Below are 24,483 nucleotides of genomic sequence, written 5' to 3'. Positions count from 1 at the left end.
TTTCAGCGACGGAAGTAGTCTTCGACGTTCTGGAAGGCGCGAAGGCCTTCCGGCGTGGCAGTGCGGATCGGGTCAGCCTCAGGCGTGACCGGGCCGCGCCATGCCGAGACGCGCAGCGGCGTCACCGTCCAGTCGTCACGAGGGTCGAGCACGTGCGGGCAATTGGCGATCACCACGATCACGTCCATTTCCGCGCGCAGCACCACGCTGCGACCGGCCTCGAACGGACCGACCTGCGGGGTGATCGTGCCGTCCGTCTCGATCCGCGTGCCCTTGAACAGGGTCACGCAGGGATGCACATCGCGGCGGCCAAGGCCGTGCTTGCCCGCGCCCAAGAGAAAGCGGTCGCGCCCGTTTGGATAGGCGCCGCTATTGCTGCCGTCGCCGTATTTGGCCGCATTGGTGGCGGCGTTGGAGGTGCCGCAGAATGTGTCATGCGTGCCGGCATCGTCTTCCAGAATGCTCATGAGCACGCGGCCCATGTCCGACAGCAGCAGCTTGCCCGCATCGAGGTAGGCGTTCCACTGGACTTTCACGGTGTCCGCGACGTTGAGCCGCTCGGTCGGCATTTCCGCATTGAAGACAAGCAGCGACGCGCAGGCATCGCCCTTGATGTCGATCAGCCGCAGGCGCGTGCCGCGTGCCAGCCGCCGGGTGGCATAGCCGCCCGCCGCAATGGTCTCCTCCCACGTGAGGTCCTGCGCCGCCACGCCTGCGGGCAGATCGCTCGCGACTGGCGGCAGCACCGGCATGCTCTCGATCACGGTGCCTTCCATGCCGCGTGCATGGTCGCGGGCGGCAAGCGGGTTCGCCAGAATCTGGGTCATGAATTCGCTCCGATCGACTGGGAGTTGCCACCATCAGGTTCGTAAAGCGGCGGCAGAAGGGCGGTGGTGGTCACGAGTTCCAGCTGCTGCATCCCGCGCACGCGCCGGATGGCATCGCACAGTTCCTTCAGCCGCACGGCGGGGCCTTGCACGAGCAGGACTTCGAGAGATTGATCCTCCTCCAGCACGACATGCTGAGAGGAAATGATTTCCTTCAGATAGCTGGTCTGGGTCTGGGAAAGCTGGTGCCGAACGCGGCCCTGCTCGCTGCGGTAAACAAGGGTAATCGTGCCGGCGAGCATCTCGTCCGGGTGGTTAAGCGAGCCATGCTCGGCAAGAGCGTGGCGGATCAGTTCGGCGATCAGTTGCGAACGGGAAGGAAGGCCCCGTTCCGCCACCATCGTGTCGAGCTGTCTGAAGAGGTCTGCCGGAAGGCTCATGCTGAGCCGCGCCAGGCTTGCGGATTCGGAGCTCATATGCACCTCCTTCCAATTATTACCTATTCAGTCAATAGTAATACTTACGCGCTCGTCGGAAATCTGTTCGACCCGCTCCTTGAGCGGCAGATCGTAGACCGCAACCGCGCCGAAACGGTGGGGCGCGTGCGGATCGTGACGGCGCTTGTCGAGCGCGATCACGCGCGTTCCAAGACTGAAAGCCTCGCGAATATCGTGGGTGACCATGACGATCGTCAGCGCATAGTCGCTCCACAATTTCCGGATCAGCACGTGCATGTCCGCACGTATTCCGGGATCGAGCGCGCCGAACGGCTCATCCAGCAGGAGGATGCGTGGCCGCTTCACAAGCGCCTGGGCAATCGCCAGTCGCTGTTGCATGCCGCCGGACATCTGCGCGGGATAGAGGTGGAGACTGTCGCCAAGGCCGACGGCCGTCAGCATCTCCACCGCTTCCTCTTTCGCCGCGCGCCGGGCAGCGCCGAACAGGCGGGCCGAAAGCGGCGCCCTTGCACATTCCATCCCGAGGATCGTGTTGCCCAACGCCGAGAGGTGCGGAAACACCGAGTAGCGCTGGAACACGATGCCGCGATCCGGTCCGCACTCTGGCGCGAGCGGTATGCCGTCGAGGAGGATGGAGCCGTGGGTCGGCCCCTCCTGCCCCAGGATCAGGCGCAGAAAACTGCTCTTGCCCGCCCCCGAAGGACCAATGATCGAGACGAAGGAGTGGGCTTCGATATCGAGAGACAGTTTCTCGATGACGATCCTGTCTCCATATTCGACCCAGACGTCGCGAAAGCTGAGAAGTGTGCTCAATGGTTATCTCCGTGTGCCCACGGGAACAGCCGCCTGCTCAGGAAAGTCAGCGTCACGTCCATCGCGATCGCCAGAAGCGCGATCCAGGCGACGTAGGGAATGATGACGTCCATCGAGAGATAGCGGCGAACCAGGAAGATGCGGTATCCAAGGCCGACATCGGATGCGATCGCCTCGGCCGAGATCAGGAAGACCCATGCCGGTCCGAGCGACAGCCGCATCGCCTGCAAGAGCCGGGGCATGGCCTGCGGCAGCGCCACGCGGATCATCACTTGCCAACTGCTGGCGCCCAGCGTCTGCGCCTTAATAATCTGTTCTCTGGGCAAGGCGGCGACATGGGCCGCGATATCGCGGATCATGACCGGCGCTATGCCCACCACGATGAGCGCGACTTTGGCCGTCTCGCCCAATCCCAGCGCGATGAACAGGATCGGCAGCAGGGCAATCGGCGGGATCACCGCGATGCCCGTCACCAGCGGCCCGAACGTGGCACGCACCGGCGGCAGAGCCCCCAGCGCGAGCCCGACGCAGATCGCCATCAATGTCGAGATGCCCAGCCCGATCCCCAGCCGCTGGAGGCTTGCGAGCGTATCCGCCCAGAACACCAGCTGACCCGTCAGCTGGTCGGGCTGGAACATCAGGACGGACATGCTCTGCACCATACTGGAAGGCAGGGGCAGGATCTTGTCCGCCGGATTGGCCGCGTGGCGGCTGGCGGCTACCAGCAGATAGGCCACCGCCAGCAGCAGGATTGGCAGCGCGCCAAGGAGCAGGCGGTCGCTTCGCCGGAGTTGACGATTCACCCAACGCATTGCGTCATGTCACCTTGATGTAGCGGGATTGAAGGGCGCTGAGTGCGCTCAGAGCTTGCCGTCGGCTGCCATCTTCATGAAGCTTTCGTCGAAACGCAGCGTCACGTGCTGGGCATCGCCAAGCGTCTTGCCACCGGGGAAGGCCATTCCCACCGCATCTGCGGAAGTCGCGCCCTTGAACAGGCCCTTGGAGAAGCTGAAGTCCCGAACGCGTGTCATGGTGGTGACCAGCGCCGGAGACGATGCCGCCGCGACCGCCGCCTTCGGATCGGAATAGAGGAACGTGGTGGTGAGCTGGCTGTCGAACGCTTCCGGCGTTGAGCCCGCCAGCTTGGCCATCGCCGCGCGCGCAGCCTTGCCCTCGGCATCCTGACGCTTCATCAGCGCCACCGTTTCGTACCAGATGCCGGCAAGCGCCCTGCCGAGGTTCGGATTGGCCTTCAGCGTGGCGGTATCGACCGCCAGAAGATCGAGAATTTCGCCCGGAATGTCGGCCGAGCTGAACACTTCCTTCGCGCCGGGCTGTTCCTTCATGACCGAAAGCTGCGGGTTCCACGCGACCGCCGCCGTAACGTCCGGGCTGGCGAACGCACCCACGATGTCGGCGTCCGAGGTGTTCACAGTCTTCACGTCGTTCAGCGCCAGCCCGGCCGAGTTCAGGGCGCGTGCGAGCAGGTAGTGCGAAACGGAAAGCTCGACGAGGTTGATCTGCTTGCCCTTGATGGCCTTCAGATCGCTGGCGCCCTTCAGCAGGATGCCGTCGTTGCCGTTGGAATAGTCGCCCACGATGATGGCGCTGGTATCCTTGCCGCCCGCGGCCGGAATCGTAAGGGCATCCATATTGGCGACAGTAACGCCGTCCAGCTTTCCGGCGGTATACTGATTAACCGATTCGACGTAGTCGTTCACCTGAACGATGTTGATCTTGATGTGGTACTTGTCCGCCCACTTCTTCACGATGCCGGCCTGCTGCGCGTAAGGCCAGGGCATCCAGCCCGCATAGATCGACCATCCGATGTTGAATTCCTGGCGCTTCGGCGCGTCGCTCGATGTCTGTGAGCAAGCCGCGGTAAGAAGCACGCCAGCCATCAGTGCGGCCTTGGATATTCTACGGATCGATACGATCATGAGTCGGTCCCCTTTCGCAGTGCAGCATTGCCGCGAATGAAAGGGTTGTCCATCGAAAATTATTACGGTGAACCGATTCTGTAATACTCACCCCTTGAGGGGGAATCGGCACGCGGACCGAGAGGCGCAATTTCCGCCACTGCCCGGGCTATTCCGCCAAGTCCAGACACGGATTGGCTGCGGCGATCGGATCGGAAACCGTCGCTGCGATCTTCAAGGCACGTAGCGCGGCGGGATCGTAATCCTCGCCACAAGCGGCCGTTACACCGCCTCTTCGCTCTTGGCCCGCGGCTTGCGGGTTGGGGCCGCGTCGTCGCTCCTGGCCTTCTCCTGCTCGTGAAGCGGCGGAAGCAAGGCAGTGGTGGTAACAAGCTGGAGCTGGCGAACACCCCGAATCCCGCGCAGCGCGTCGCACAATTCCTTCAATCGCGCGGCAGGCCCCTGCACCAGAAGGACCTCAAGCGACTGATCGTCCTCCAGAAACACGTGCTGCGAGGAGATGACTTCCTTCAGATACTCTGCCTGGCTCTGCGCAAGCTGCTGGCGCACTTTGCCCCTGTCGCCCCGGTAAACAAGGGTGATCGTGCCGGCGAGCATCTCTTCGGGACGCGTCAATGCCTCATGCTCCGCAAGAGCATGGCGGATGAGTTCGGAGATCAGTTGCGATCGCGAAGGCAGGCCGCGTTCTTCCACCATGGCGTCGAGCTGGCGAAACAGCTCGGCGGGGAGGCTCATGCTGAGCCGGGCAAGACTGGCGGGATCGGTGCTCAAACTGCGCCCCTTTCTGCGATCATCACTATCTTCACATGCAAAACCTTACGGCCGTCTCCTATCGCATGCGCCGGCAATAAGACAGTCCGCGATTGCGGTCTCGGCAGGTTCTGCAGGAAGTACAAACAATCGTGCGCATCGAGTGCCCGGCGGGACAGGTCATGTGCCTGCCACGCGCGAATCAGCAACGATGTTTTCCCCTTGGGCGGCGCCCGCCTGAGCAGCGTTCATCACGCTCACCAAACGCACGTGCGGCAAAGCTTCATAAACGCCTCCTCCAAGAATGGCGGTATTCCGCCATTTTTTCCGATTTTCCGGTAAATGCTGCACTTGCAGCATTAATACGCTTGACGAAAAAGGTAATATCCATACCGTGTGCTTAATGTCGCCGAACAGAGCGACGGAGCGGGAGGAAAGAATCTGCAATAGCAAGCCGGGTCGCCGGCTTGGATGGGGGTTTTCGATGGGACAACTGCCGGCCAGCATCACGGTTCTATCAGGCGATGAGCATTCATTCGCCGGTGGCAGCTATCCCGACGTAAATCCGGATTCTTCCGACGCACGGAATGACACTACACTGAAGAACAAGGTCTTCGATCTGCTGCCACCGGCGTTCGTCGCGCTCACCGTTCTGTTCTGGGCTTATGGCCCGAAATCATGGATCGACAATTCCTGGTCCCTCGTCGTCGCCACTTCGCTGACGACACTGGCGGTGTTGGCCCTGGAGTGGATCCACGAACGGCATTCGCGCTGGCGAATGAACACGCGCGAATTCGTCACCGATCTGTTCTACGTGATCCTCGGAGCCACGGTGATAACGTGGGTCTCGACCAAACTGGCCGAAGATCCGCTGACCTCGGTGAAACACTCGCTCGGCATTACCACCCAGTGGGCCATGCACTTGCCGTTCGTCGTGCAGGTTGCGCTGGTGATCTTCGTCATCGAATTCGGCCAGTACTGGATGCACCGGCTGATGCATAACTGGACGCCGTTCTGGCTGACCCACGCCCCGCATCACCACATCACCCAGTTGAACGCAATGAAAGGCGCGGTGGGTAATCCCATCGAACTGTTCCTCATCAGCCTCAGCATCGTGGCCCTGTTCGATATCCCGCAGGCCGCCCAATTCTGCGCTTTCAATGTTCTGGCGGTCGTTTCCACTTTCGCACACGCCAATGTGCGCTCGGATCCACCCCGTTTCTACTCGCTCTTCTTCACGACGATCCGGCATCATAGCCTCCACCATTCGGTCGATTATGAAGCCACCCGCTGCAATTACGCCAATTCGCTGATCCTCATCGACCGCATCTTCGGAACCTATCGCGAAGGCGAATCCGCGATCGTCGGGCAAGATGAACGCAAGCGACTTTCCATCCGGGAGCAGTTCCTGTTCCCCTTCCAGCCGCTGATCGCGCGGATCATCGCGAAACGTAGCGAGGCGGCCTCCGCAACCCGCTGATCCACGGCGCAATACCAAGGATCGCATCGGTAAATACCTCGGCGCGCAGTGAGAGCGCCGAGTGCAGGAAACGCGCCGGCAAGACACCCCTCAAGCGGTGGCAGGGCGCGTCCAAGAGGGACTTCCAAGCAACACCCACAGGGTTCTGGCAGGGGCAAGCCAGGGCACGGGCAACGTAAACCAAAACACAGACAGGGAAGCACATGACATATCGCGCAAAAATGAAAGCGGGGCTGCTGTCCGCAACCGTGTTCACAAGCACCGCACTGGCCGTGCCGGCCATGGCGCAGGACGCCACCGTATCGGATGACGGCAATGCCATCGTCGTGACCGGCACCCGCCGCGCCACGACGATCATGGACACGCCGATCAACATTTCGGCGATCGGCTCCGAGGACCTCGCCCGCCAGCACATCGACGACGTGCGCGATCTTGCCGCTTTCACGCCCGGCCTGACGATTTCCGACACCGGCCCCGGCGGCACCGGGACGATCGTCCTGCGCGGCCTCAATGCTTCCGATGTCGATTCCGGTGGCGCCAACTATGACGATGCGCTCGGCGTCTATCTGGGCGAAGTGCCGCTCTACTACGACTTCAAGCTGCTCGACATTGCGCGCGTGGAAACACTGCTTGGCCCGCAGGGTACACTCTACGGCCTCGGCACACTGGCGGGCGCGATCCGCTACATCCCGAACCGCCCCGATCTCGACAGCTTCGAGGGCGAGGCCCATGGCCGCCTCTACGGCAAGAGCCACGGCAGTCACGCGGGCTATCAGTTCGACGGCATGATCAACATTCCGATCGTCAAGGACCACATCGCGTTCCGCACCGCCACCGGCTACTATTACGACCCCGGCTTTATCGATTATCCGCTACTGCTTCAGGAACCCGGCGTCTCCCTTCCGCAGCCGGGCGGTCCGGACGGTGTAACGCCCGAAGAAGCCTCGGCAAACCTGAAGAAGCGGAAGGATCTGAACTTCGAAAGAACCTTCACAACGCGCAACCAGTTGCTGTTCCAGACCACCGAAGACCTGAAGGTCATTTTCACTTACGCATTCCAGCGCACCAAGACCGACGGCTCCCAGTCCAACAGTGCAGGCGTGATGGGCACCGGCAAGTACGAGAACGCCGCCCGCTACGAAGAGCCGGTAAACCGCCGCGCGCATCTGGCCAGCATGGAGATCAACGCAAACATTGCCGACATCGCCGATCTCGTGTCGACAACGGCCTATACCAATGTTCGCGTGAAGTCGAAGTCCGACAATACTGACTTGCTGCTCGATCTCGACTACGACTACGAGCTGTTCCCGGCGTTTTCGAGCTGGAACGAATCCGACAATACCCGCAAGCAGTTCAACCAGGAAATCCGCCTCGTCTCGCGGCACGGCGGACCGCTCAACTGGGTGCTCGGCGCCTTCTACAACGATCAGAAATACCACAACGATTATGCCGAACACACGCCCGGCCTGTCGGACTTCTACGGCGTTCCCAACAATCCCGACGATCTCGAATATGTAAGCTACATCAAGTCCAAGGTAACCGAGAAGGCGATCTTCGGCGAAGGCACGTTCAAAATCACGCCAAAGTGGCAAGTCACAGGCGGCGCGCGTTACTTCAAGTATACGTCGGAGATCCAGGGCGCACTCGTCCTTCCCCTGCTGGGTGATCCGCTCAGCCCCTATGACCTGACTCCGTCGGGCGGCAAGGCCAAGCAGGATGGCTGGGTGTGGAAGTTCAACACCTCGTACAACTTCACCCCGGACCTGATGGTCTATGCCACGTACAGCAAGGGCTACCGCATCGGCGGACCGAACCGCGTGGCGCCCTGCCCCGATCCCGTTCCGGCAAACCAGCAGAACGCCTGCGCACTGCCGAACGAGATCCAGTACGGTCCGGACAAGACGAAGAACGCCGAAATCGGCATTCGTACGCAGCTGTTCGACCGGAAACTGTCGTTCAACTTCGATGTCTTCCATATCGTCTGGGACGGCATTCAGGTCGACTCGACCACCCTTTACGGCGCAACCGGGATCACCGTTAACGGCGGTTCGGCCAAGTCGCAGGGCTTCGAAGCCTCGTTCCAGCTCAGGCCGATCCCCGAACTGGCGATCCAGGGCATGTATTCGTACACCGATGCGAAGCTCACCGACGACGTACCCGGCATCATCACGATCCGCACGACCCCCGGCGATTATGACGCGCGGCCGAAGTTCACGCAGCTCGACGCGCTGGACGGCGACCGTCTGCCGGGTTCGGCCAAGAATTCGGGCAGCCTGGGCGCCACTTACACCATGCCGTTCATGGACGGCAGCCTCATCGGCAACTGGACCGCAACCTATCGCGGAAACGTGGTGTCCCGACTGGGCTGGGACCGCGCCTATGGCGACAAGATCCCGGGCTACGTCCTCCACCGGGCCTCGATCTCTTACGAAACCGACAAGTACAGCATCGGCCTCTTTGCCAACAACATCTTCGACAAATACGCCGTCGTCTCGGTTGGCAACGATCGCTCGCGCATCGGTGTAAACGATGGCGTTGCCGTGCGCTTCTACCGCCAGACCGTGCTGAACCCGCGCACAGTCGGGATCGAGGCACGCATAAAGTACTGATCTTCATGCGAGGATCGAGGGTTCCCGGAACGACGGAGCACCTCGATCCCGCCCCCTGCGTTACCCACTCCGCCATCGCTTGCCAGACGGCAGGCGATGGCGCTTTGTCAGAGCTTCACGCCCTGCGCCTCAAGCCATGCGCGCGCCGGTTCCAACGCGGCTTCGTGGGCCCGCCATTTCTCCACGGAATCGGCGTTGATCGGCCGACGCACTTGCGCCGCGCTGGGCGTAGCAACGGCGGTACCGTTCTCATGAAACGACAGACACTTCTCGTCCCAATCGAGATCGCAATGTTGCAGCAACCGCCGCGTTTGCCCCTCCTGATCCGCGACCAGCGCCTCATACGACAATTGCAGAGCCCGCCCCGGCCAAATGCTTTCCCAAAGCGCCATCAGCCGGTCAAAGCGCGCATAATAGCGCGCCGTGTCCATGAGGTCGTAAGAGTAGGCGTAATAGGCCGATTGGCTGGCGAAGAGATTCTTGTAGTTGCTCCAGATCGTATCCATCGGATTCCGGCGCAGGCAGACGATCCGGGCGTTGGGCAAGGCATGCGCAATATGCCCGATGTAGAGGAAATTAGCCGGCAACTTGTCGGTAAAGCGTGCTTTCACGCCTGGACGGTGATGATCGGCACGCTTCAGATAAGCGTCGCCAATCGCCGCCGGATCGATGCCCGCGCTGGCAGCAATGGTCTCCGGATCGATCACGCGCCGCGATGACGTGCCCGCAAGTTGCTTGACCGCCAACGGCATCGCCTGAAGCTCACCGGCCGCCTCGACATCGCGGTGCGACGACAGGATGCGGTCGACCAGCGTGGTGCCCGTGCGCGGCATGCCCACGACGAAAATGGGTGCCGGACCGGCCTTGCCCCCGCTTGCTTCGAAACTGTTCGGCGGGCCGCCGAATAGCGCCTCGATCGCGTCGAATATCGCGGCATCCTGCTGGAAATCGTAACCGAGCGCCTGTTTCTGCGCATCGTTGGCAGCGGACAGATGCCGAAACGCTTCGGCGGCATTGCCGATGTCTTCCAGTTCCTTTACCAAGGCATAGCGTATCCGGAGGGCTTTGTCGGGCACATCCGCCCGTGCCAGCGCCGCTTCCAGCCGGGGCACATGGTTGGTCAGCGCGGTCTGACGAGAGAGAATGGCGAGCGCATAATGCGCACGCGCATCACCGGGATCTGCGGCCAAAATCCTTTCGTATTGCGCGCGTGCTTCTTCGACGCGGCCCGTAAAACCGCTCGCCGCCGCCAGATTGTAGCGATAGTCCAGATTGTCCGGCGCGGCCGCCACTGCCTCTGCGAATGGAGCCATCGATGCCTCATGGTCGCCAAGCCGGGCCAATACACATCCGATAGTATCGAACGTCAGGGCGTCTTCGGGCGTCAACGCCATGGCCTCACGCGCGGCATTCGCAGCTTCACCGTCCCGCCGCAGCAAAATGAGCAATCGTGCAAGCTGCGCCAGATGTTCGGCTTTCGGACCTCGCTCCACCGCAGCTTCGATCAGGGGAACGGCATTGGCCAATTGACCCGCCTCTGCCGCTGCGACGCCGAGCAGAAAGAACCCTTCCGGCTGTTGCGGGCTGCCCTCCGCAAGCGCCTTGGCAGCGGCAACAGCGGCCCGCAGGTCGCCGCGTTTCAGCGCCTCTCTCGCCTGCGTTTCCAGCATCAAGCCGCAACCGTCACGGAATTCGAATTATGCCCCGACGTTTGCTGGAAATGCGCCTTGAACAGAGGGCATGGCCAAGACCGCAAGGAAGCGGGATTCCACCTGATTTCCATCATTGCTCCACGTACCCCTTCCGACCGAAGCCTAACCGTCAACAACGATTTTGCCAACCGATCCTGGGCCGTCCAAATCGGCTCCACGCGCTATATCGGCATCGCTCGATTTTTTCCCGGAAGAGAGCCGGAAACGTCCACTTTGTGTCTAGACACGATGGGCCCATTGGTATTACGTTATAACATGTTAGTATTACTGAAATGGGTAGCGAAATAATACGAGGGCAGGCGTATGGACGGAGTTCGCGTAGGTAAAAGATTGATAGGTACACAGGCGCCGGTAACCATAGGCTGGGAGAACATACCCAGGGTGGAGGGCGGCCCGGTCAAGCAGTTCATCTTTACCTGGTTCCAGCCCACGGTGCTCTTCGCACTGCTCGCGTTCTGGTATTATGCCCCCAATTCCATCGCCAAGGCATCCACCGCAGTGGGCATCGGCATCGGCTTCAAGGTGCTGTTGCTGGGGCTTGAATGGGTAAACCCGCGCCACGAGAGCTGGCGGCTCACCTGGAAGGAACTGGTCACAGACCTGTTCTATGTCGGGCTTGGCTATACGGCGCTCCGAATAGTCGACGATTACATCGGCGACAAAGTCATGGTCGAAGCCGTACAGCACTATTTCCACTGGGACAAATTTACCTGGTTCATGGGTCTGCCGCTGCTGGTGCAGGCTTTCCTGATCTCGTTCGTCTTCGATTTCGGGCAATATTGGATGCACCGTGGGATGCATAACTGGTACCCTTTGTGGTTACCCCATTCGGTACATCACTATATCACCCAGTTGAACATCAACAAAGGTGCCGTGGGCAATCCGGTAGAACTGTTCCTGATCGGGCTCGGCATCGGCGGCTTCTTCGACTTTCTGCCGCGCGCCTTCTTGCTCGCAGGCGCCTTCGGCATGGCGATCGGCACTTACCAGCACATCAATGTCCGCTTCAATTCGCCAAGATGGTGGCGCTTCCTGTTCAACACGACCGAACATCATAGCCTGCATCACTCGCAAGACTTTGAGGCCACCCGCAGTAACTATTCGGGCTCTTACATCTTCATCGACCGCATTTTCGGAACTTGCATTGACGGTGAGGCCGAACTGTTGGGCATGGAAGGCGGCCGCCGCATGTCGATCCGCGAACAGATGACCTTCCCTTTCACCGAAGGCTGGAAGTCGCTCAAGGAACGCTTTGGTCAACCGATAGCCACACCTGCCGAGTAATGCCTGCTCCATCCGCATAATCCGCCTGCTCCCATTTGCCATGCCCGGTCTGGGCCGCCTTGAGCGGCCCGGGCTTGAGGCTTGCCGCCAAACGGCATCGAACAGCTCTCCCAAAGGAGGTCACGTGAACTCGCGTTTCATCGACTGGATCTGGCACGTTAGGGGGAGCGTGACACTCGCCCCCGAACAATCGAGCGACGATGTATTTGACAGGCTCGACCCGCTGTTCCGCCAATACGGCACCAGCCACGAGCGGACGAACGACACCCTGATTTTCCGCAAGAAGGATCAGGCTGCTCAGGACAAGATGTCCGTGTTCGATGGCGGTGTCTTGCAGATCGAACAAGGCGTGTCCGGGTCCGTGCTACGCTATCATCTGACCAGCCGGGCATTGCTGTTCTGTTTTCTGGCACCGTTGCTGTTTCTAGGCATGGCTCAGTTGACCATAGCCCTGAGCAAGCACGAAAAACCGTCAGCCGAAGCCGCAGACACGTCTGGGAAAGGCCGTGATGCCAAAAAGAATGCAGACGTCCCGATGAACGCGATAGATAAGGCCCTGGGCGCACCGGCACCCGAAAAGAAAGACGCGGGCAAGGCTGAAGGCCGCAACAAGAAACCCTCGGCCACGTCCGCCTATGTTTTTGCGGCGATCTTCGCCGCGCTCTATCTCGTAGGGCGAATTCTCGAAGACAGGCTGGTCAAGGCATTGTTTAGAAAGAGCTTGCTGGGCGCATAGCCCCGAAGTTTCTTCGGATTTCGCCTACCCGTATAGCAAAAAAATAGAGGGCGTGACCGGCAATACCGGCCACGCCCTCGAGTGGGTAATCTTAGAACGAGCCGCGCACGCCGATCATGAACTGGCGACCAGGCTTGTAGGCCGTGTACGTGGCGTTGGTGAACTGGAAGTACGTGCGCTGCGTTGCATTGCCGAAGTTGGCCACGTCGAACGTGATTTCCGGTGCGTGTTCAATCCCGAACATCTTGTAAAGGTCGAAGCTGGACGAGAAGTCCCAACGCTGCAGGTCATCCGAGAACAGCGCGGCATTGGTGATGCCGTTCTGGTTGGGCCCCGAGATCTGCGAACCCTTCTGGAAGGTCGTCGAAACGCGCAGGCTGACACCGTGGTTCTCGTAATAGCCGGTGATGTTGTAGGTGTACTTGGCCACACCGTATGCCACCGGCGCCGGGGTACCTTCGCCGTGCTGATCGACAATCGTGGCGTTGGCATTGAAGCCAAGACCCCGGATGCCAAACTGTTCGGTCACGAAGTCGAGCGGCTGGACCCACTGGAACTCAAGTCCGTTGACGATCATCTTGCCCGACGCATTGACCTGCTGTTGGACAACGACCGTGGCGTTGTCCGGCCCGCCGCGCGCATTGATCGCGCCTTGCTGCGTCGGGTTCAGGTTGTCGTAGGTGATGCCATAGGGTGCGAGCGACGAGAAATTGACCGTCGCCGTACCAAGCGTGGTGAACCCGCTCATTTCCTTGCGGAACGCAGCCATGCTGACCAACCCGCCCGGCCCGGTGTAATACTCGATGCCAAGATCGATGTTCTTCGAGACATAAGGCTTGAGCGCCGGATTACCGATCGTCGCGACGTCTGCAGAGGGGCTGGAGAAATTGACGCCCGGCAGCTGAGCATTCGGATCCGGCCGTGTCATCGTCTTCGACAGCGAAAGACGTGCGACAGCATGTTCACCCACATCATAGGCGAGGTTCATGGCCGGCAGCCAGTTGTCATAGCTGTTGTGGGTAGTCGCCTGGCTCACGATGTTCGGATACAGCCCGCCATCAAGCGGCGCCGGGGTGCCGGCGGGCGGCGTGTTGCGCGGATCCGGCAGCGAGACGCGACCGCTGATGGTCTGATCCGTATGAACGAAGCGTACGCCGATGTTGTAGCGCAGATCGCTACCGGCAACTTCGGCCTTACCGTTCGCCTCAATGAACCCGGCTGCCGACTTCTCACGAATATAGCCGCCGCTGGCGCCCGTGTTCGCCGAACCCGTATCAGGCGCGTTGTCATGGAAGTAGGCGTAATTGCTGTCCTTGGCGAACCGCTTCCAGTCAAGCGTAACGAAACCGCCCGGACCAGGGACCAGGTAGCTGGCCAGTGCAGACTGCGGAATCAGCGAGCCACCGTAAGTCACCGCGCCACCCGTGTAGCCCGGCCAGGTCGGATAACCTGCCGGCGCCGAGCCGGGTGCGTCGAGACCCTGGCACGCCGGCTGACTGTTCGGCGAGGGGACGAAAACGCTGGGGTCATTGCCGCAGGTAGCGTTCTGCCATGCTTGGCTGTTGTCGTAGGCGGTGATCCGACGCGAGATGTCGTCGTAATTGCCGCCAGCCTTGATGTTGAAGGACTCGTCGCCCCACGTCAGGTCGCCGCGCAGGCCCTTGTTGATATTGGTGCGGCGTTCGTCCTGAACGTTGACGCGCCCGCCGTTCCAGATGAAGTTCGCCGGATCGTTAAGATCGACGTTCGTCGTGATCGAAGGGATCGACCCGTTGTTCACGTAATCGACCGTTACGCCTGAGCTTGCCGCAGTGTTGACAAGGACAGTCGGCGATTCACGATGGAAAGTGCTGTGAAGGTAGTTGACCTGGAAGTTGAACTTCAGGTTATCCATCACCTGCCACGAAAGACCCGGATTGAAGCCGTAGTATTCGGTCGTTTCGATGAAGGGACGATATTCGAGGAAGAACTGCGAATTCGCAAAGGTGCCGCTGGTCACCGTGCAGCCGTTGCTGCAATCGTCCTTGTCCACCGTCATGTTGAGCGGGATGGCCGAACCGTTGCGACCGACCCAGTTCATGTCGATGCGCCGGAGATCGTTCTTCTTACGGCCATACATGCCATCGATGTAGACGTCGATCTTGTCGCTGGGCTTCCACTCGGCGCTCAGGATCGCGTTGATCCGGTCACGCGTGCCGGAAGAAATCGACGGACGGCCAAGACGCGGGATAATCCCGTTGTCGATCTGCTGGATAGTCAGACCCGGGTTGTGTGCCAGCAGGAATGCCTGGTCGATCGTGGTGCCGGTGACCAGACCGTTGCCGGCATTGGCAGGGACGGTCCCAGGAATGGTCCAGTTGCCGCCACCGGTGCTGTTGCAACCCGAGGTCGCGCCGCACTGCGCGGCGGAAAGGTTGGGGTTGGTCCAGCCGATGGTTTCAAAGCCCTTGACCAGTGACTGGTCACGCTGCGCCGATACGCCTGCGAGAATGCCGAAATCGCCGAAAGTCGCGCTGGCCAGCGCCGATCCGCGGCCACCCCACTTGTTTGCCGGGCTATTCTTGATGCCCTGCAAGCTATAGGAGAAGTGGGTCCCTTCGCGGTCGAACGGACGGGCGCTGCGAAGGTTGACGTTACCCGCTGCGCCGCCTTCGATAAGGCTGGCCGAATAGCTCTTGTTGACCGTCAACTGCGTGAACAGTTCCGTCGGGAAGAAGCTGAGGTCGACCGAGCGGTCGGTGCCCTGCGCGTCCGTCGTGCCCGAAGACGCGACTGCGATCGGCGCGCCGTTCAGAGTTACGCTGGTGAAGTTGCTGCCCAGACCGCGGATCGCGACGTTGGTGCCGGAACCATCAATATCGCGGCTGATGGTGACGCCGGGAATGCGGTTAAGCGATTCGGCGATGTTGGTGTCCGGGAACTTGCCGATATCTTCGGCAAAGATCGAATCGCTGAACGATGTCGTGTCGCGCTTGGACGCAATCGCCTCGGCAAGGCTGCGGCGGTAGCCGGTGACGATGATTGCCTGCGCATCGTCGCTGGCATTCTGATCAGGCGCGGCGGTCGTTGCAGCGGGAGCGGCGCTCTGCGCATCCTGCGCCTGCGCGATGATCGGGAACGCCCCGGCAAGGATGGTTGCCCCAAGCAGTGCCCGGCGAATCATCATGGCGCGCGAATCTGTGGTGTATGTGCCCATATTCCCCTCCTAAATATGCGCTCTCTTGAGAAGCGCTTTGAAACTACCCCATGGTAGCGCTCACATTTTTGGATTGATAGGACGATCTTGAGACTTGTCAACGGACTTTACGAAGGTGGCCCTCTTTTTGAAGATTCTATTCGGCGCAACCCGATGTCTATCCGGGAAATTTAGCCAAAAATGGAGATAGATGACCGCTAAGCCAGATCGCTATTCACAATAGTCAATCTATAAGACGATCATCATATTTACTCCGTCTAATATGCATGACGGGCAAAGCCTCCTCCAGTGGGCCGCGCAGGAATGCAGACGTCGCTGGCAAACGATCCGATTGACCGTCCGGTTCGCGTCGACGATATGTGATAGCGATAACATGGTCGTGAGTGGGTGTGTTGAAACAGTTTCCCTGTGAACTGCCGAGCGGTGCGGCCTTGGCCATGCCGTCGCCCCCTTCCGGTACAGTGTCGCCGACCAGGTGCTGACCATCGGATCGAACAACCGAGCCTAACGGCGAGATAAAATCAGAACATAGGAAAATCAGGATGTCCGAAGCCAACACATGCGCCCTGTCGCGTCGCAAGCTGCTGGGTAGCGCTGCGTGGAGCGCGGCGCTTGCTGTCGTGCCCTCGCCCGCCTTTGCCGCGCTTGCCAAGGCCGATGCTGTTGACCGGCGCACAGCGTTCCCGCTGATCGTCAATGGCCAACCGGCGACAGTGCTGGTCGATGCGGGCGCCGATTCCGCCGTTCAGCATGTGGGCGCCAGCTTTGCAGCCGATCTGGAGCGCGTCAGCGGCAAGAAGCCCCAATTCCTTCAGGGCGCTACCGAAACGCTGCGCGGCCCCGTGGTGATGATCGGCGTCCTCGGCCAGAGCTCCATGATTGACCGCCTCGTCGCCGCGGGCAAACTGGACGCGAGCGACATTCGCGGCGAGTGGGAGACCTTTCGCCAGATCGTGGTCGACAACCCCATGCCCGGCGTGCCCCGCGCATTGGTGATCGTCGGTTCGGATCGGCGCGGCGCGGTGTTCGGCACTTACGACATTTCCGAGCGGATGGGCGTGTCGCCGTGGTACTGGTTCGCCGACGTCCCCGTCTCGCGCCGACGCGAAGTGCTGATCCCGGCGGGCTCGCGCCGTGACCAGCCGAAAGTGCGCTATCGCGGCTTCTTCATCAACGACGAGGACCCCTGCCTCAGCGGCTGGGCCCGGAAGAAGTTCGGCGGCGTCAACGCGGCCATGTACGCGCCCGTCTTCGAGCTGCTTCTTCGGATGAAGGGCAATTATCTGTGGCCCGCCATGTGGGGCAAGGCCTTTGCCGACGACGATCCGCAGAGCATGGTGCTCGCGGATGCGATGGGCGTCGTGATGGGCAATTCGCACCATGAGCCCATGCTGCGCGCACAGGCCGAATGGCATCGCCACACCGACAAGGGCGTGACCGGTGGTGCCTGGGATTACACCGACAACCGCGACAATTTGCGCACCTTCTGGCGTGGCGGGATCGAGCGCATGATGTCGCGTGGAGGCGGCCGGGGCTACGAGTCGGTCGTCACCGTGGGCATGCGCGGCGATGGTGATCAGGCCATGGCGGAAGGCACGGCGACCGACCTTCTGGAACGGATCGTCACCGATCAGCGCGCAATCATCGCTGACGTCACCGGCAAGCCGGCCAGCGAGACGCCGCAAGTCTGGGCGCTCTACAAGGAAGTGCAGGACTATTACGACCACGGCATGAAAGTGCCGGACGACGTCACCCTGCTCTTTTCTGACGACAACTGGGGCCAGATCCGGCGCTTGCCCGATCCTGCGGCGGCGCCTCGTCGGGGCGGCTACGGCATCTATTACCACTTCGACTATGTCGGCGGGCCGCGCAATTACAAGTGGATCAACACCAACCAGATCGAGAAGACCTGGCAGCAGATGGACCTCGCCTACCAGCGCGGCGCGCGGGCGATGTGGATCGTGAACGTCGGCGATATCAAGCCAATGGAATATCCGCTCGGCTTCTTCATGGCGCAGGCCTGGAATCCGGAAGCGATGACGCCTGCGGCTCTCGCGGCCTATCCGCGAAATTGGGCGACCGCCACTTTCGGCCCCGAACAGGCCGGGCCGATCGGTGACCTGATCACGGCTTACAGCCAGTATGCGGCGCGCCGGAAACCCGAACTGATCAACGAAGCCAGCTTCGCACTGGGCGGCATTACGCCCGATGGTCTCGATGGCGGTGAATTCGGCGCGATAATGGCCGAATGGGACATGCTGGAGGCGCGCATGCTTGCGGCGCGCGCCAGACTCTCTCCCGACAAGCTCGACGCCTATTATCAGCTCATCGAATTCCCGATCGCGGCCTTGGCGAACTTGTACCGGCTCTATTACGGCACGGCGTGGAACCGCCTGCTCGCGTCCAAAAACGATGCGCGCGCCAACTATTTCGCCGATCAGGTCGAGACCGCCTTTCGCCGCGATTCCGAGCTGGCGCAGCGCTATCACACGATCAACGGCGGCAAGTGGGACGGCATGATGACGCAGGTTCACATGAATTACGTCATCTGGAACGACCCCACGCAGCAGACGATGCCCAGCATCATGCGGGTCGGCGCCGACACGCCCAGCGACCGGCAGCGGCCGCAGCCCAAATTCGTGAACCGCGCGCTGATGCCTGCAGGCGTGATCGCAGTGGAAGCACAGGCATTCAGCCGAGCCCGCAACGGCAGCGGTCTGCGCTGGACGACCATCCCGCATCTCGGCCGCACCGCAGGCGCGGTACTTGCGCTGCCACAAGGGCGGCCCGCCACCCGTCCGGACGACGGCCTATGCCTTGAGTACGACATCACTTTGCCGCAAGCCGGGCCGGCAACGGTAACGCTCTATCTGACCCCGACGCTCGACACGCTCGGCCATGAGGGCACACGGATCGGCGTTTCGCTCGACAATGGGCCGGTCCAGATACTGCAATCGCAGCTCGATGCTTCGGGCGGCGCACCGGATACCGCAGGCAAGCAGCGCTGGGCGGACGCAGTATGCGATAACGTCGTGCGGCTTTCGGCCGAGATGGGGAGCGCCAGCGCCGGGCGGCACACCGTCAAAGTCTGGCGGATCGACGACAACATGGCTCTGCAAAAGCTGGTGATCGGCAGGGTCCCCGTGCCCACAACCTATCTTGGGCCGCAAGCAGTAACCGGCTAACAGCCGGGTCGCTCGCATGCAAAGATTGGGGGGGAAGCGCGGTGCCCCAAATCACCACCGCCGGGGAGAATGGTGACGATGCGTTTCCCATCGGGCAAAGCTTTCGTGCTCACTCTGAGCGCGATGGTGGCGGCGGGGGTGGCGGCGGCGAGTGCCTCCGCTGCCACGCCCAGTCCGCTCATGGCGCCTCTCGACCTCAAGGCGCCGTTTGCCGCACGCTCGGCCTGGCGGCTTACCGCCACGCAGGGCCCACAGGTAGAAGATCCCGCCGATGGCGAGATGGTGCCCGGGGCGATCTCGCTGTGTCTGACGCGGGACAATGGCCGCAACTGCGATCCCGCGCCGAACCGCGCATTGCGCCTGTCCAGCGGCGATGACCTGTTCGTCCAGCCGCACTTCCTGCGCCGTGCTCAGGTGGTCCGGCCTTCCAGCGAACGGCCGTTGCTGCTGATCGAACTCGCCAGCTTCCACTCCGGCAATGGCGATCAGCGGGTATCCTTGCAACTCTACGCCTATGACCGGGCGAATGACGCCTTCCGGCTCGCGTACGAGCGTCGCACCAACCGCAACAACAATCAGGAAATTCGCTACGTCGAAAGCGGCCCGCTTGCCGGAGCGGTGATCGCCGCCGATCCCACCGACGATGCACCGTTCGGATACTGGATCTCGGTCTCGCGCCCGGACACTGCAGGCACATACCGGCAAGTGCTGCGGTTTCGCAGCGCGACGGCCTATGGCGACGGCAACCCGCTCGCGGTCATCGATTCCGAGATGCCGAACATCCAGCGAAGGCTGGGAATCTGGCGGCCCGGCATGGCACTTCCCCTGCCCGCAAAACCGTGCCCGCGACCTCACATGGTGAACGAGGCGCTTTGGTGCGACTGATCGCCCGCGCCGGATCACGAGAGTTCAAGCCGCCATTTCGCCCTGCAAGGCCGAGCCGACCACGCCCAAGGCATAGTCGCTCGTCTGGGCGACATTGAACCGCACATAGCGCGCCGCGCTCTGGCTTGGGCTGAACACGTTGCCCGGAGCCAAGACCACATCCTGAGCGAGGCATGTGCGCGCAAGGATCGCGCTGTCCACGTCTTCGGGCAAACGACACCACAATGTGAAGCCGCCAACGGGCTCGCCCTGCGGTATGATACCCATCGATGCGAGACGCATCCCCACGATCTTGCGCACCTTGGTCAACCTGCTGCGCAGAGCCTCCATGTGACGACGATAGCCACCCCCTGCGAGAATGCGGCTTATGGCGTTCGTGGCGATAGGGTTGGGGCCGCCGAAGCCGGTTGCCAATTGCAGGTCGGTGAGAGCGTCGATCCATTCGGGGCGCGCCGCGATGTAGCCGCAGCGCAGCGCCGCGGACAGGGTTTTCGAGAAGCTGCCCACGCGGATCACCCCCAAAAGACCATCGAGCGCGGCCATCGTCGGCACCCCGGGGGCGAAGTCTGCGAAGATGTCGTCCTCCACGATCACCATGCCATAAGCTGCGGCGATGCCGGGCAGGCGGTGTGCGGTAACCAGACTGAGGCTGGAACCGGTGGGATTGTGGAGGTTCGAATTGGTGATGTAGAGGCGCGGCCGCTCGGCCGAAACGATGGCTTCGAACTCGCCCGCATCGGGCCCGGTCGACGTGTAGGGCACGCTGACGGCGCGCACGTTGTGCGCGGCGATCAGCGCCTGATAGTTGAAGTAGCAGGGGTCATCGAGCAGGACCGTATCGCCCGGCTTCAGCAAGAGCCGGCAAATCAGGTCGATGGCCTGCGATCCCGAATTGGTCAGCAGGATCTGGTCGGGATCGCATTCCAGCCCCTCCGCCGCGAAACGCAGGGCGATCTGCCTGCGCAGCACTGGATCGCCCGCCGTGGTGCCGTAATGGGTCAGCAGATCGACATCACGGCTGAGGTCGCGCAGCGCCTTCTGCAAGGCGCGTTGCGGCATCCAATCGGGCGGCAGCCAGCCGCAGCCCGGCTTGTCATTGGCCAAGGGGGCATCGAGCGACTGGCGCGACACCCAGAAAGGATCGATTTCGTGATCCCGCTGCGGAGCGCGTGCAGAGGGACTTTGCGGCGCACTGGCGAGATGGCTGACGTAAAAGCCCGAACGCGGGATGGCCTCGATCAGGCCTTCGGCAACCAGCCGGTCATAGGCTTCGACCACGGTTGCCGGTGAAACACCGAAGCTGGCCGCACTGCGCCGCACCGACGGCAAGCGATCGCCCGCACAGAGGAGACGCCCCGAAATGCGGCTGCGGATGCCCTCCATCACGCGCCCGGTCTGCGTTTCCTCCATCGTCTGTATCACTCTCTATACCAGCACAGAATAATCAAACTGTACCGCTGTGTAACTGGCCGCGCCAGTCCCCTTCGCTAGATCTGCGCCTGTTGGATTTCGAGGGACCGTTCATGCAAGATACCTATCGGGGCTGGGGCAGCGGCTTGCTGGCAGTGGCTATTTTCAGCGGCTCCATGCCCGCCACGCGCATGGCCGTGCTGGGATTTTCGCCCTTGCTGTTGACGAGTATGCGGGCGCTGATCGCAGGCGGCCTGGCCTTCCTGCTACTGGCCGGACTGCGCCAACCCCGCCCCACGCACCGGCAGTGGCAGCAGGTGGCAGTTGTCGCGGGCTGCTGCGTTATCGGCTTCCCCTTGCTCTCTGCACTGGCATTGCAGCACATGTCTTCCGCGCGTTCCCTTGTCTTCATGGGACTATTGCCGCTCAGCACGGCCATTTTCGGCGTCGTGCGCGGCGGCGAGCGCCCTTCGTCCGCCTTCTGGGCGTTTGCCCTGCTCGGCGCGCTGGCAGTCGCGGGCTTCGCACTGACGAAACAGGCCCATTCGTCCGCGCTGGGCGATAGCCTGATGATCCTGGCGATCATCGTATGCGGCCTTGGCTATGCCGAGGGAGCAGTCCTGACTCGCGAACTCGGCGGATGGCAGGTCATCAGTTGGGCCTTGCTGCTCTGCGTGCCGCTGGCCATCGCGGGTACTATCGCGTTCTGGCCCCGGGACGGCATCGCAAACGTCGGCATGTCGAGTTGGCTGGGCCTTGCCTATGTTTCCGTCTTCTCGATGCTGATCGGGTTCATCTTCTGGTACCGTGGGCTCAGCCTCGGCGGAATTGCCAAGATCGGCCAGTTGCAGTTGCTCCAGCCTTTTCTGGGCCTTGGCCTTGCGGCCTTCCTTCTTCGGGAACACGTCGCCCCCGGCATGCTGGCCGCAACAATGCTGGTTGTCGCCAGCGTGGCCGGGGCGAAGCGCTTCGCATAACCGATCCTGGCGCGCGGGATCAGCCGTAGCGATGAATGCGGGCGCGCCGCAGGATCCTGTCTTCCAGCGAATAGTACAGCCAGATGTCTTCCCCGATCACCAGACAGGACGCGGCGAAGCCTATGTCGGTGGCGGCCCTGTCCTTCGCGGGCGGCGGCATCAGGATCGGCTCCACGCCGCGCCCGGTCACTCGGCTGAAGTCCGGCGCAAAGCTGATCCACCCGATCCGCCATCGCGCATCGGCGGTGGCCCCGTTGTAGAACATCACCGGGTCCTGCCCGTCTATCTGGACGATGGGCCCGGTGGAAAGGTGCCAGTTGTCCCAGCCATCTTCACGCACCGTGAAGGGGTCCTCGGCGACCTTCCAGGGGCCTTCCTCGGTGGGCCCGACAGCCATGCCGATGCGCGAGGCATCGTTCTTCGCGTATTCATAGAACAGCCGGAACCGCCCGTCGGTACCCCGCGCGAGTGTGGCCTCCTTGATGTTCCCCTCTCCGGGCGGCGCCTTTAGCATGACGCGGTTCTCCCGCAAGTCGGTAAGCTTGGCCCCCTTGGCGACCAGCAGCGAACCTTGCGAGCGGGCCGCGTCCACGCCCGTGTAGAAGATCAGATAGCCACCGTCCTTTCCCTGAACGACAGTCGGATCCTCACAGCCTCCGGCATCGTCTGGGTTGGGCCCCGGCACGATCGCGGGCGCATCGGCGATGTGAAAGCAGACGCCGTCCGTGGAACTGCCGGGCCAGATCACGCCGGTTGGATCGTTCGGCCCAAGCGGATTGGGCAAGACCCTGACGAGCAGATGATAGACGCCCTCTTCCGTCCAGACGAAGGGGCTCATGAGGTCGTGGCCCGCCAAGCGGCCATCGGGAGCCGCCGCGTCGAGCGTGACGTCCTGCAAATCCTCCACCACATAGGCCGGCACGCGATCAGGCTCCTTGCGCAACCGTCAGCGACAGGGCGCCGTCGATCGTCACGGTGGTTCCGGTGATATAGTCCGCCGCAGGTGAAAGCAGGAACAGCGCAAGTTCCGCCACTTCCTCCGGCCGCCCGGCACGGCCCCACGGGATGGCCGCCTCCTTGGCGCGCAGCTCCGTCGGATTGTCCAGCGCGCTCTGGTTCATCGGCGTAAGGATCATGCCCGGAGCGATGCCGTTCACCGCGATCCTGGCCGGCGCAAGTTCAAGAGCGAGCGTGGCCGTCAACTGCGCGAGCCCTCCCTTGGCCGCGTCGTAATCGGCGCCGCCCGCGCGCGGGGCCCGCTCGTGTATGGAAGAGATATTGACGATGCGCCCGCCCCGCCCGGCGGCCTCCAGCGCGCGCACCATCCGCCGGCAGGTCAGGAAGGGGCCATAGAGATCCGCGCGGATAACGCCGTCGAACTGCGCCAGCCCCATGTCGCGCAGCATCACTCCCGACATATTGCGCCCGGCAGAATTGACCAGAAAATCGACAGTGCCGAACGTTCTTTCCGCCAGATCGAACAGGGCCTCAACTTGCCGTTCGTCCGCGACGTCGGTTTGTGCCGCCGCGGCGCGGCCACCCCCTGCCTGCACTTCGGCCAGAACCGCGTCAGCGGCGGCCTTGTCGTTGTGATATGTGATGACGACCGGCACACCGGCCTGCGCAAGCCTGACCGCGACCGCCCTGCCGATCCCGGATTCGCCCCCCGTCACGATGGCTACGGAATGTTCGGGCAGCGATATGTTGAGAGTGGTCATACCCGCTAAACTCTCCAACGAGACAGCGGTGCCAGACGATCCTCCACCAAACCGCCTTGCTTTCCTGATCTTCCGGGTGCCAAGTGGGGGCATGTTAGCTCACACTCGCGCGATGGTTGCTGCGGCAGCCTATGCCTTCATCACCGGCAAGAAGGTTGCAGGTATCTACGATCATTCGGCAGGGCGAGATCTGCGCATCGCCGCCGAATGCCGGGGAGATCAGTTGCAAGGCTTCGACGGCGGCCGCATGGCAAAGTTCGGCGGCACGCTGCCCGAACTCTACGATGCCGGCGACAAGACTTTCGTGTCGTTCGAGATCAACGGCACCATGGCGCAAGGCTACGATCGGAGCACATCAAGTGCCTTTACGGCGCATGTGACCGACCGCGTCGTGCAGCTGTACGACCACGGCCAGGGCACGTGGTTCCCGTTCGACATCCAGGACGTTGAGGCCGGCTACGATTTTGATCGCGACGCTCAGGCAAGCCGCTAACGGCGCCCCC

Annotated in this window: 21 protein-coding genes and 1 pseudogene; 8 read left to right on the top strand and 14 right to left on the bottom strand. The window is 61.9% G+C overall.

Translation table 11 applies throughout. The features are described 5' to 3' along the window. Nucleotides 1-2: 2 nt before the first annotated feature. From EDF56_RS06910 to EDF56_RS06880, 7 genes are all read right to left on the bottom strand, one after another. The gene (locus EDF56_RS06910) at nucleotides 3-827 is read right to left on the bottom strand and encodes an urea amidolyase associated protein UAAP1 (RefSeq protein WP_132386010.1); all 825 of its coding nucleotides are present in this window, start codon (nucleotides 825-827) and stop codon (nucleotides 3-5) included. Then, complete coding sequence (locus tag EDF56_RS06905) at nucleotides 824-1,303, bottom strand: CopG family ribbon-helix-helix protein (protein WP_132386009.1); 480 nt, start codon at nucleotides 1,301-1,303, stop codon at nucleotides 824-826. The genes EDF56_RS06910 and EDF56_RS06905 overlap by 4 nt, the downstream gene beginning before the upstream one ends. Nucleotides 1,304-1,330: 27 nt before the next feature. Next, nucleotides 1,331-2,098 carry an ATP-binding cassette domain-containing protein gene (locus EDF56_RS06900; protein ID WP_132386008.1) on the bottom strand — a complete coding sequence of 256 codons (768 nt, stop codon included), beginning with the start codon at nucleotides 2,096-2,098 and terminating at the stop codon, nucleotides 1,331-1,333. Continuing rightward, nucleotides 2,095-2,910 (bottom strand): ABC transporter permease, encoded by an 816-nt coding sequence (locus tag EDF56_RS06895; RefSeq protein ID WP_132386007.1) that lies wholly within the window; start codon nucleotides 2,908-2,910, stop codon nucleotides 2,095-2,097. Before EDF56_RS06895 ends, EDF56_RS06900 begins: the two co-directional genes overlap by 4 nt. A 48-nt stretch (nucleotides 2,911-2,958) precedes the next feature. Beyond that, nucleotides 2,959-4,038 carry a putative urea ABC transporter substrate-binding protein gene (locus tag EDF56_RS06890; protein ID WP_132386006.1) on the bottom strand — a complete coding sequence of 360 codons (1,080 nt, stop codon included), beginning with the start codon at nucleotides 4,036-4,038 and terminating at the stop codon, nucleotides 2,959-2,961. A 261-nt stretch (nucleotides 4,039-4,299) separates the two neighbouring features. Beyond that, on the bottom strand, nucleotides 4,300-4,809 hold the full coding sequence (locus EDF56_RS06885) for a CopG family ribbon-helix-helix protein (protein ID WP_207904649.1): 510 nt from the start codon (nucleotides 4,807-4,809) through the stop codon (nucleotides 4,300-4,302). 159 nt (nucleotides 4,810-4,968) lie between these two features. After that, a complete protein-coding gene (locus EDF56_RS06880; protein ID WP_165912116.1) occupies nucleotides 4,969-5,235 on the bottom strand; it encodes a hypothetical protein in 267 nt (88 codons plus the stop codon). A gap of 37 nt (nucleotides 5,236-5,272) precedes the next feature. Here EDF56_RS06880 and EDF56_RS06875 point away from each other — a divergent pair, with 37 nt between their 5' ends. Then, nucleotides 5,273-6,268: a sterol desaturase family protein gene (locus EDF56_RS06875; RefSeq protein WP_132386004.1), complete on the top strand. Its 996-nt coding sequence runs from the start codon at nucleotides 5,273-5,275 to the stop codon at nucleotides 6,266-6,268. 203 nt (nucleotides 6,269-6,471) lie between these two features. Then, complete coding sequence (locus tag EDF56_RS06870; protein ID WP_132386003.1) at nucleotides 6,472-8,877, top strand: TonB-dependent receptor; 2,406 nt, start codon at nucleotides 6,472-6,474, stop codon at nucleotides 8,875-8,877. A gap of 107 nt (nucleotides 8,878-8,984) precedes the next feature. On the opposite strand, the gene EDF56_RS06865 is transcribed toward EDF56_RS06870, so the two are convergent. Continuing rightward, on the bottom strand, nucleotides 8,985-10,190 hold the full coding sequence (locus EDF56_RS06865; RefSeq protein ID WP_347812973.1) for a sulfotransferase: 1,206 nt from the start codon (nucleotides 10,188-10,190) through the stop codon (nucleotides 8,985-8,987). Nucleotides 10,191-10,409: 219 nt separating this feature from the next. Further along, nucleotides 10,410-10,547 (bottom strand): annotated as a pseudogene (locus EDF56_RS26675) (hypothetical protein); the annotation flags it as partial. 345 nt (nucleotides 10,548-10,892) lie between these two features. Between EDF56_RS26675 and EDF56_RS06860 the strand changes: the two are divergent. Then, complete coding sequence (locus tag EDF56_RS06860) at nucleotides 10,893-11,873, top strand: sterol desaturase family protein (protein ID WP_132386001.1); 981 nt, start codon at nucleotides 10,893-10,895, stop codon at nucleotides 11,871-11,873. 124 nt (nucleotides 11,874-11,997) lie between these two features. Further along, nucleotides 11,998-12,609 carry a hypothetical protein gene (locus EDF56_RS06855; protein ID WP_132386000.1) on the top strand — a complete coding sequence of 204 codons (612 nt, stop codon included), beginning with the start codon at nucleotides 11,998-12,000 and terminating at the stop codon, nucleotides 12,607-12,609. Between the two features lie 91 nt (nucleotides 12,610-12,700). Here EDF56_RS06855 and EDF56_RS06850 read toward each other — a convergent pair whose 3' ends face one another. Together EDF56_RS06850 and EDF56_RS25860 are read right to left on the bottom strand one after the other, a co-directional pair. Beyond that, nucleotides 12,701-15,805, bottom strand: coding sequence for a TonB-dependent receptor (locus EDF56_RS06850; RefSeq protein WP_243652437.1), 3,105 nt, complete (start codon nucleotides 15,803-15,805; stop codon nucleotides 12,701-12,703). 223 nt (nucleotides 15,806-16,028) lie between these two features. Then, nucleotides 16,029-16,361: a hypothetical protein gene (locus tag EDF56_RS25860; RefSeq protein WP_165912115.1), complete on the bottom strand. Its 333-nt coding sequence runs from the start codon at nucleotides 16,359-16,361 to the stop codon at nucleotides 16,029-16,031. Here EDF56_RS25860 and EDF56_RS06845 point away from each other — a divergent pair. Together EDF56_RS06845 and EDF56_RS06840 are read left to right on the top strand one after the other, a co-directional pair. Next, on the top strand, nucleotides 16,348-18,990 hold the full coding sequence (locus tag EDF56_RS06845; RefSeq protein ID WP_132385999.1) for a glycosyl hydrolase 115 family protein: 2,643 nt from the start codon (nucleotides 16,348-16,350) through the stop codon (nucleotides 18,988-18,990). The two genes, EDF56_RS25860 and EDF56_RS06845, sit on opposite strands and share 14 nt — an antisense overlap. A gap of 78 nt (nucleotides 18,991-19,068) precedes the next feature. Further along, on the top strand, nucleotides 19,069-19,875 hold the full coding sequence (locus EDF56_RS06840) for a hypothetical protein (RefSeq protein WP_207904648.1): 807 nt from the start codon (nucleotides 19,069-19,071) through the stop codon (nucleotides 19,873-19,875). Between the two features lie 24 nt (nucleotides 19,876-19,899). On the opposite strand, the gene EDF56_RS06835 is transcribed toward EDF56_RS06840, so the two are convergent. Further along, nucleotides 19,900-21,285, bottom strand: a complete 1,386-nt coding sequence (locus tag EDF56_RS06835; RefSeq protein ID WP_207904647.1) for a PLP-dependent aminotransferase family protein — start codon at nucleotides 21,283-21,285, stop codon at nucleotides 19,900-19,902. A gap of 113 nt (nucleotides 21,286-21,398) precedes the next feature. On the opposite strand from EDF56_RS06835, the gene EDF56_RS06830 reads away from it, so the two are divergent. After that, the gene (locus EDF56_RS06830; RefSeq protein WP_132385998.1) at nucleotides 21,399-22,262 is read left to right on the top strand and encodes a DMT family transporter; all 864 of its coding nucleotides are present in this window, start codon (nucleotides 21,399-21,401) and stop codon (nucleotides 22,260-22,262) included. Between the two features lie 19 nt (nucleotides 22,263-22,281). Here the strand turns inward: EDF56_RS06830 and EDF56_RS06825 are convergent, their stop codons facing one another. Next, nucleotides 22,282-23,184, bottom strand: a complete 903-nt coding sequence (locus tag EDF56_RS06825) for a glycosidase (protein ID WP_132385997.1) — start codon at nucleotides 23,182-23,184, stop codon at nucleotides 22,282-22,284. 4 nt (nucleotides 23,185-23,188) lie between these two features. After that, nucleotides 23,189-23,980 carry an SDR family oxidoreductase gene (locus EDF56_RS06820; RefSeq protein WP_132385996.1) on the bottom strand — a complete coding sequence of 264 codons (792 nt, stop codon included), beginning with the start codon at nucleotides 23,978-23,980 and terminating at the stop codon, nucleotides 23,189-23,191. Nucleotides 23,981-24,071: 91 nt separating this feature from the next. Here EDF56_RS06820 and EDF56_RS06815 point away from each other — a divergent pair, with 91 nt between their 5' ends. Next, nucleotides 24,072-24,473 (top strand): hypothetical protein, encoded by a 402-nt coding sequence (locus EDF56_RS06815; protein WP_132386333.1) that lies wholly within the window; start codon nucleotides 24,072-24,074, stop codon nucleotides 24,471-24,473. Nucleotides 24,474-24,483: the final 10 nt, after the last annotated feature.

Origin of the sequence: Novosphingobium sp. PhB165 (genome assembly GCF_004341845.1) — a bacterium.
Lineage (GTDB): Bacteria > Pseudomonadota > Alphaproteobacteria > Sphingomonadales > Sphingomonadaceae > Novosphingobium.
This window is presented reverse-complemented; position numbering and strand designations above follow the sequence as displayed.

What these genes read in the sequence shown, in the direction of transcription:
- EDF56_RS06845 (WP_132385999.1), top strand. Translation starts at nt 16,348, where the DNA reads ATGTCCGAAGCCAACACATGCGCCCTGTCGCGTCGCAAGCTGCTGGGT.
- EDF56_RS06820 (WP_132385996.1), bottom strand. Translation starts at nt 23,980, where the DNA reads ATGACCACTCTCAACATATCGCTGCCCGAACATTCCGTAGCCATCGTG.
- EDF56_RS06875 (WP_132386004.1), top strand. Translation starts at nt 5,273, where the DNA reads ATGGGACAACTGCCGGCCAGCATCACGGTTCTATCAGGCGATGAGCAT.
- EDF56_RS06890 (WP_132386006.1), bottom strand. Translation starts at nt 4,038, where the DNA reads ATGATCGTATCGATCCGTAGAATATCCAAGGCCGCACTGATGGCTGGC.
- EDF56_RS06905 (WP_132386009.1), bottom strand. Translation starts at nt 1,303, where the DNA reads ATGAGCTCCGAATCCGCAAGCCTGGCGCGGCTCAGCATGAGCCTTCCG.
- EDF56_RS06870 (WP_132386003.1), top strand. Translation starts at nt 6,472, where the DNA reads ATGACATATCGCGCAAAAATGAAAGCGGGGCTGCTGTCCGCAACCGTG.
- EDF56_RS06865 (WP_347812973.1), bottom strand. Translation starts at nt 10,190, where the DNA reads ATGGCTCCATTCGCAGAGGCAGTGGCGGCCGCGCCGGACAATCTGGAC.
- EDF56_RS06860 (WP_132386001.1), top strand. Translation starts at nt 10,893, where the DNA reads ATGGACGGAGTTCGCGTAGGTAAAAGATTGATAGGTACACAGGCGCCG.
- EDF56_RS06895 (WP_132386007.1), bottom strand. Translation starts at nt 2,910, where the DNA reads ATGCGTTGGGTGAATCGTCAACTCCGGCGAAGCGACCGCCTGCTCCTT.
- EDF56_RS06850 (WP_243652437.1), bottom strand. Translation starts at nt 15,805, where the DNA reads ATGGGCACATACACCACAGATTCGCGCGCCATGATGATTCGCCGGGCA.
- EDF56_RS06835 (WP_207904647.1), bottom strand. Translation starts at nt 21,285, where the DNA reads ATGGAGGAAACGCAGACCGGGCGCGTGATGGAGGGCATCCGCAGCCGC.
- EDF56_RS06815 (WP_132386333.1), top strand. Translation starts at nt 24,072, where the DNA reads ATGTTAGCTCACACTCGCGCGATGGTTGCTGCGGCAGCCTATGCCTTC.
- EDF56_RS06910 (WP_132386010.1), bottom strand. Translation starts at nt 827, where the DNA reads ATGACCCAGATTCTGGCGAACCCGCTTGCCGCCCGCGACCATGCACGC.
- EDF56_RS06840 (WP_207904648.1), top strand. Translation starts at nt 19,069, where the DNA reads ATGCGTTTCCCATCGGGCAAAGCTTTCGTGCTCACTCTGAGCGCGATG.
- EDF56_RS06830 (WP_132385998.1), top strand. Translation starts at nt 21,399, where the DNA reads ATGCAAGATACCTATCGGGGCTGGGGCAGCGGCTTGCTGGCAGTGGCT.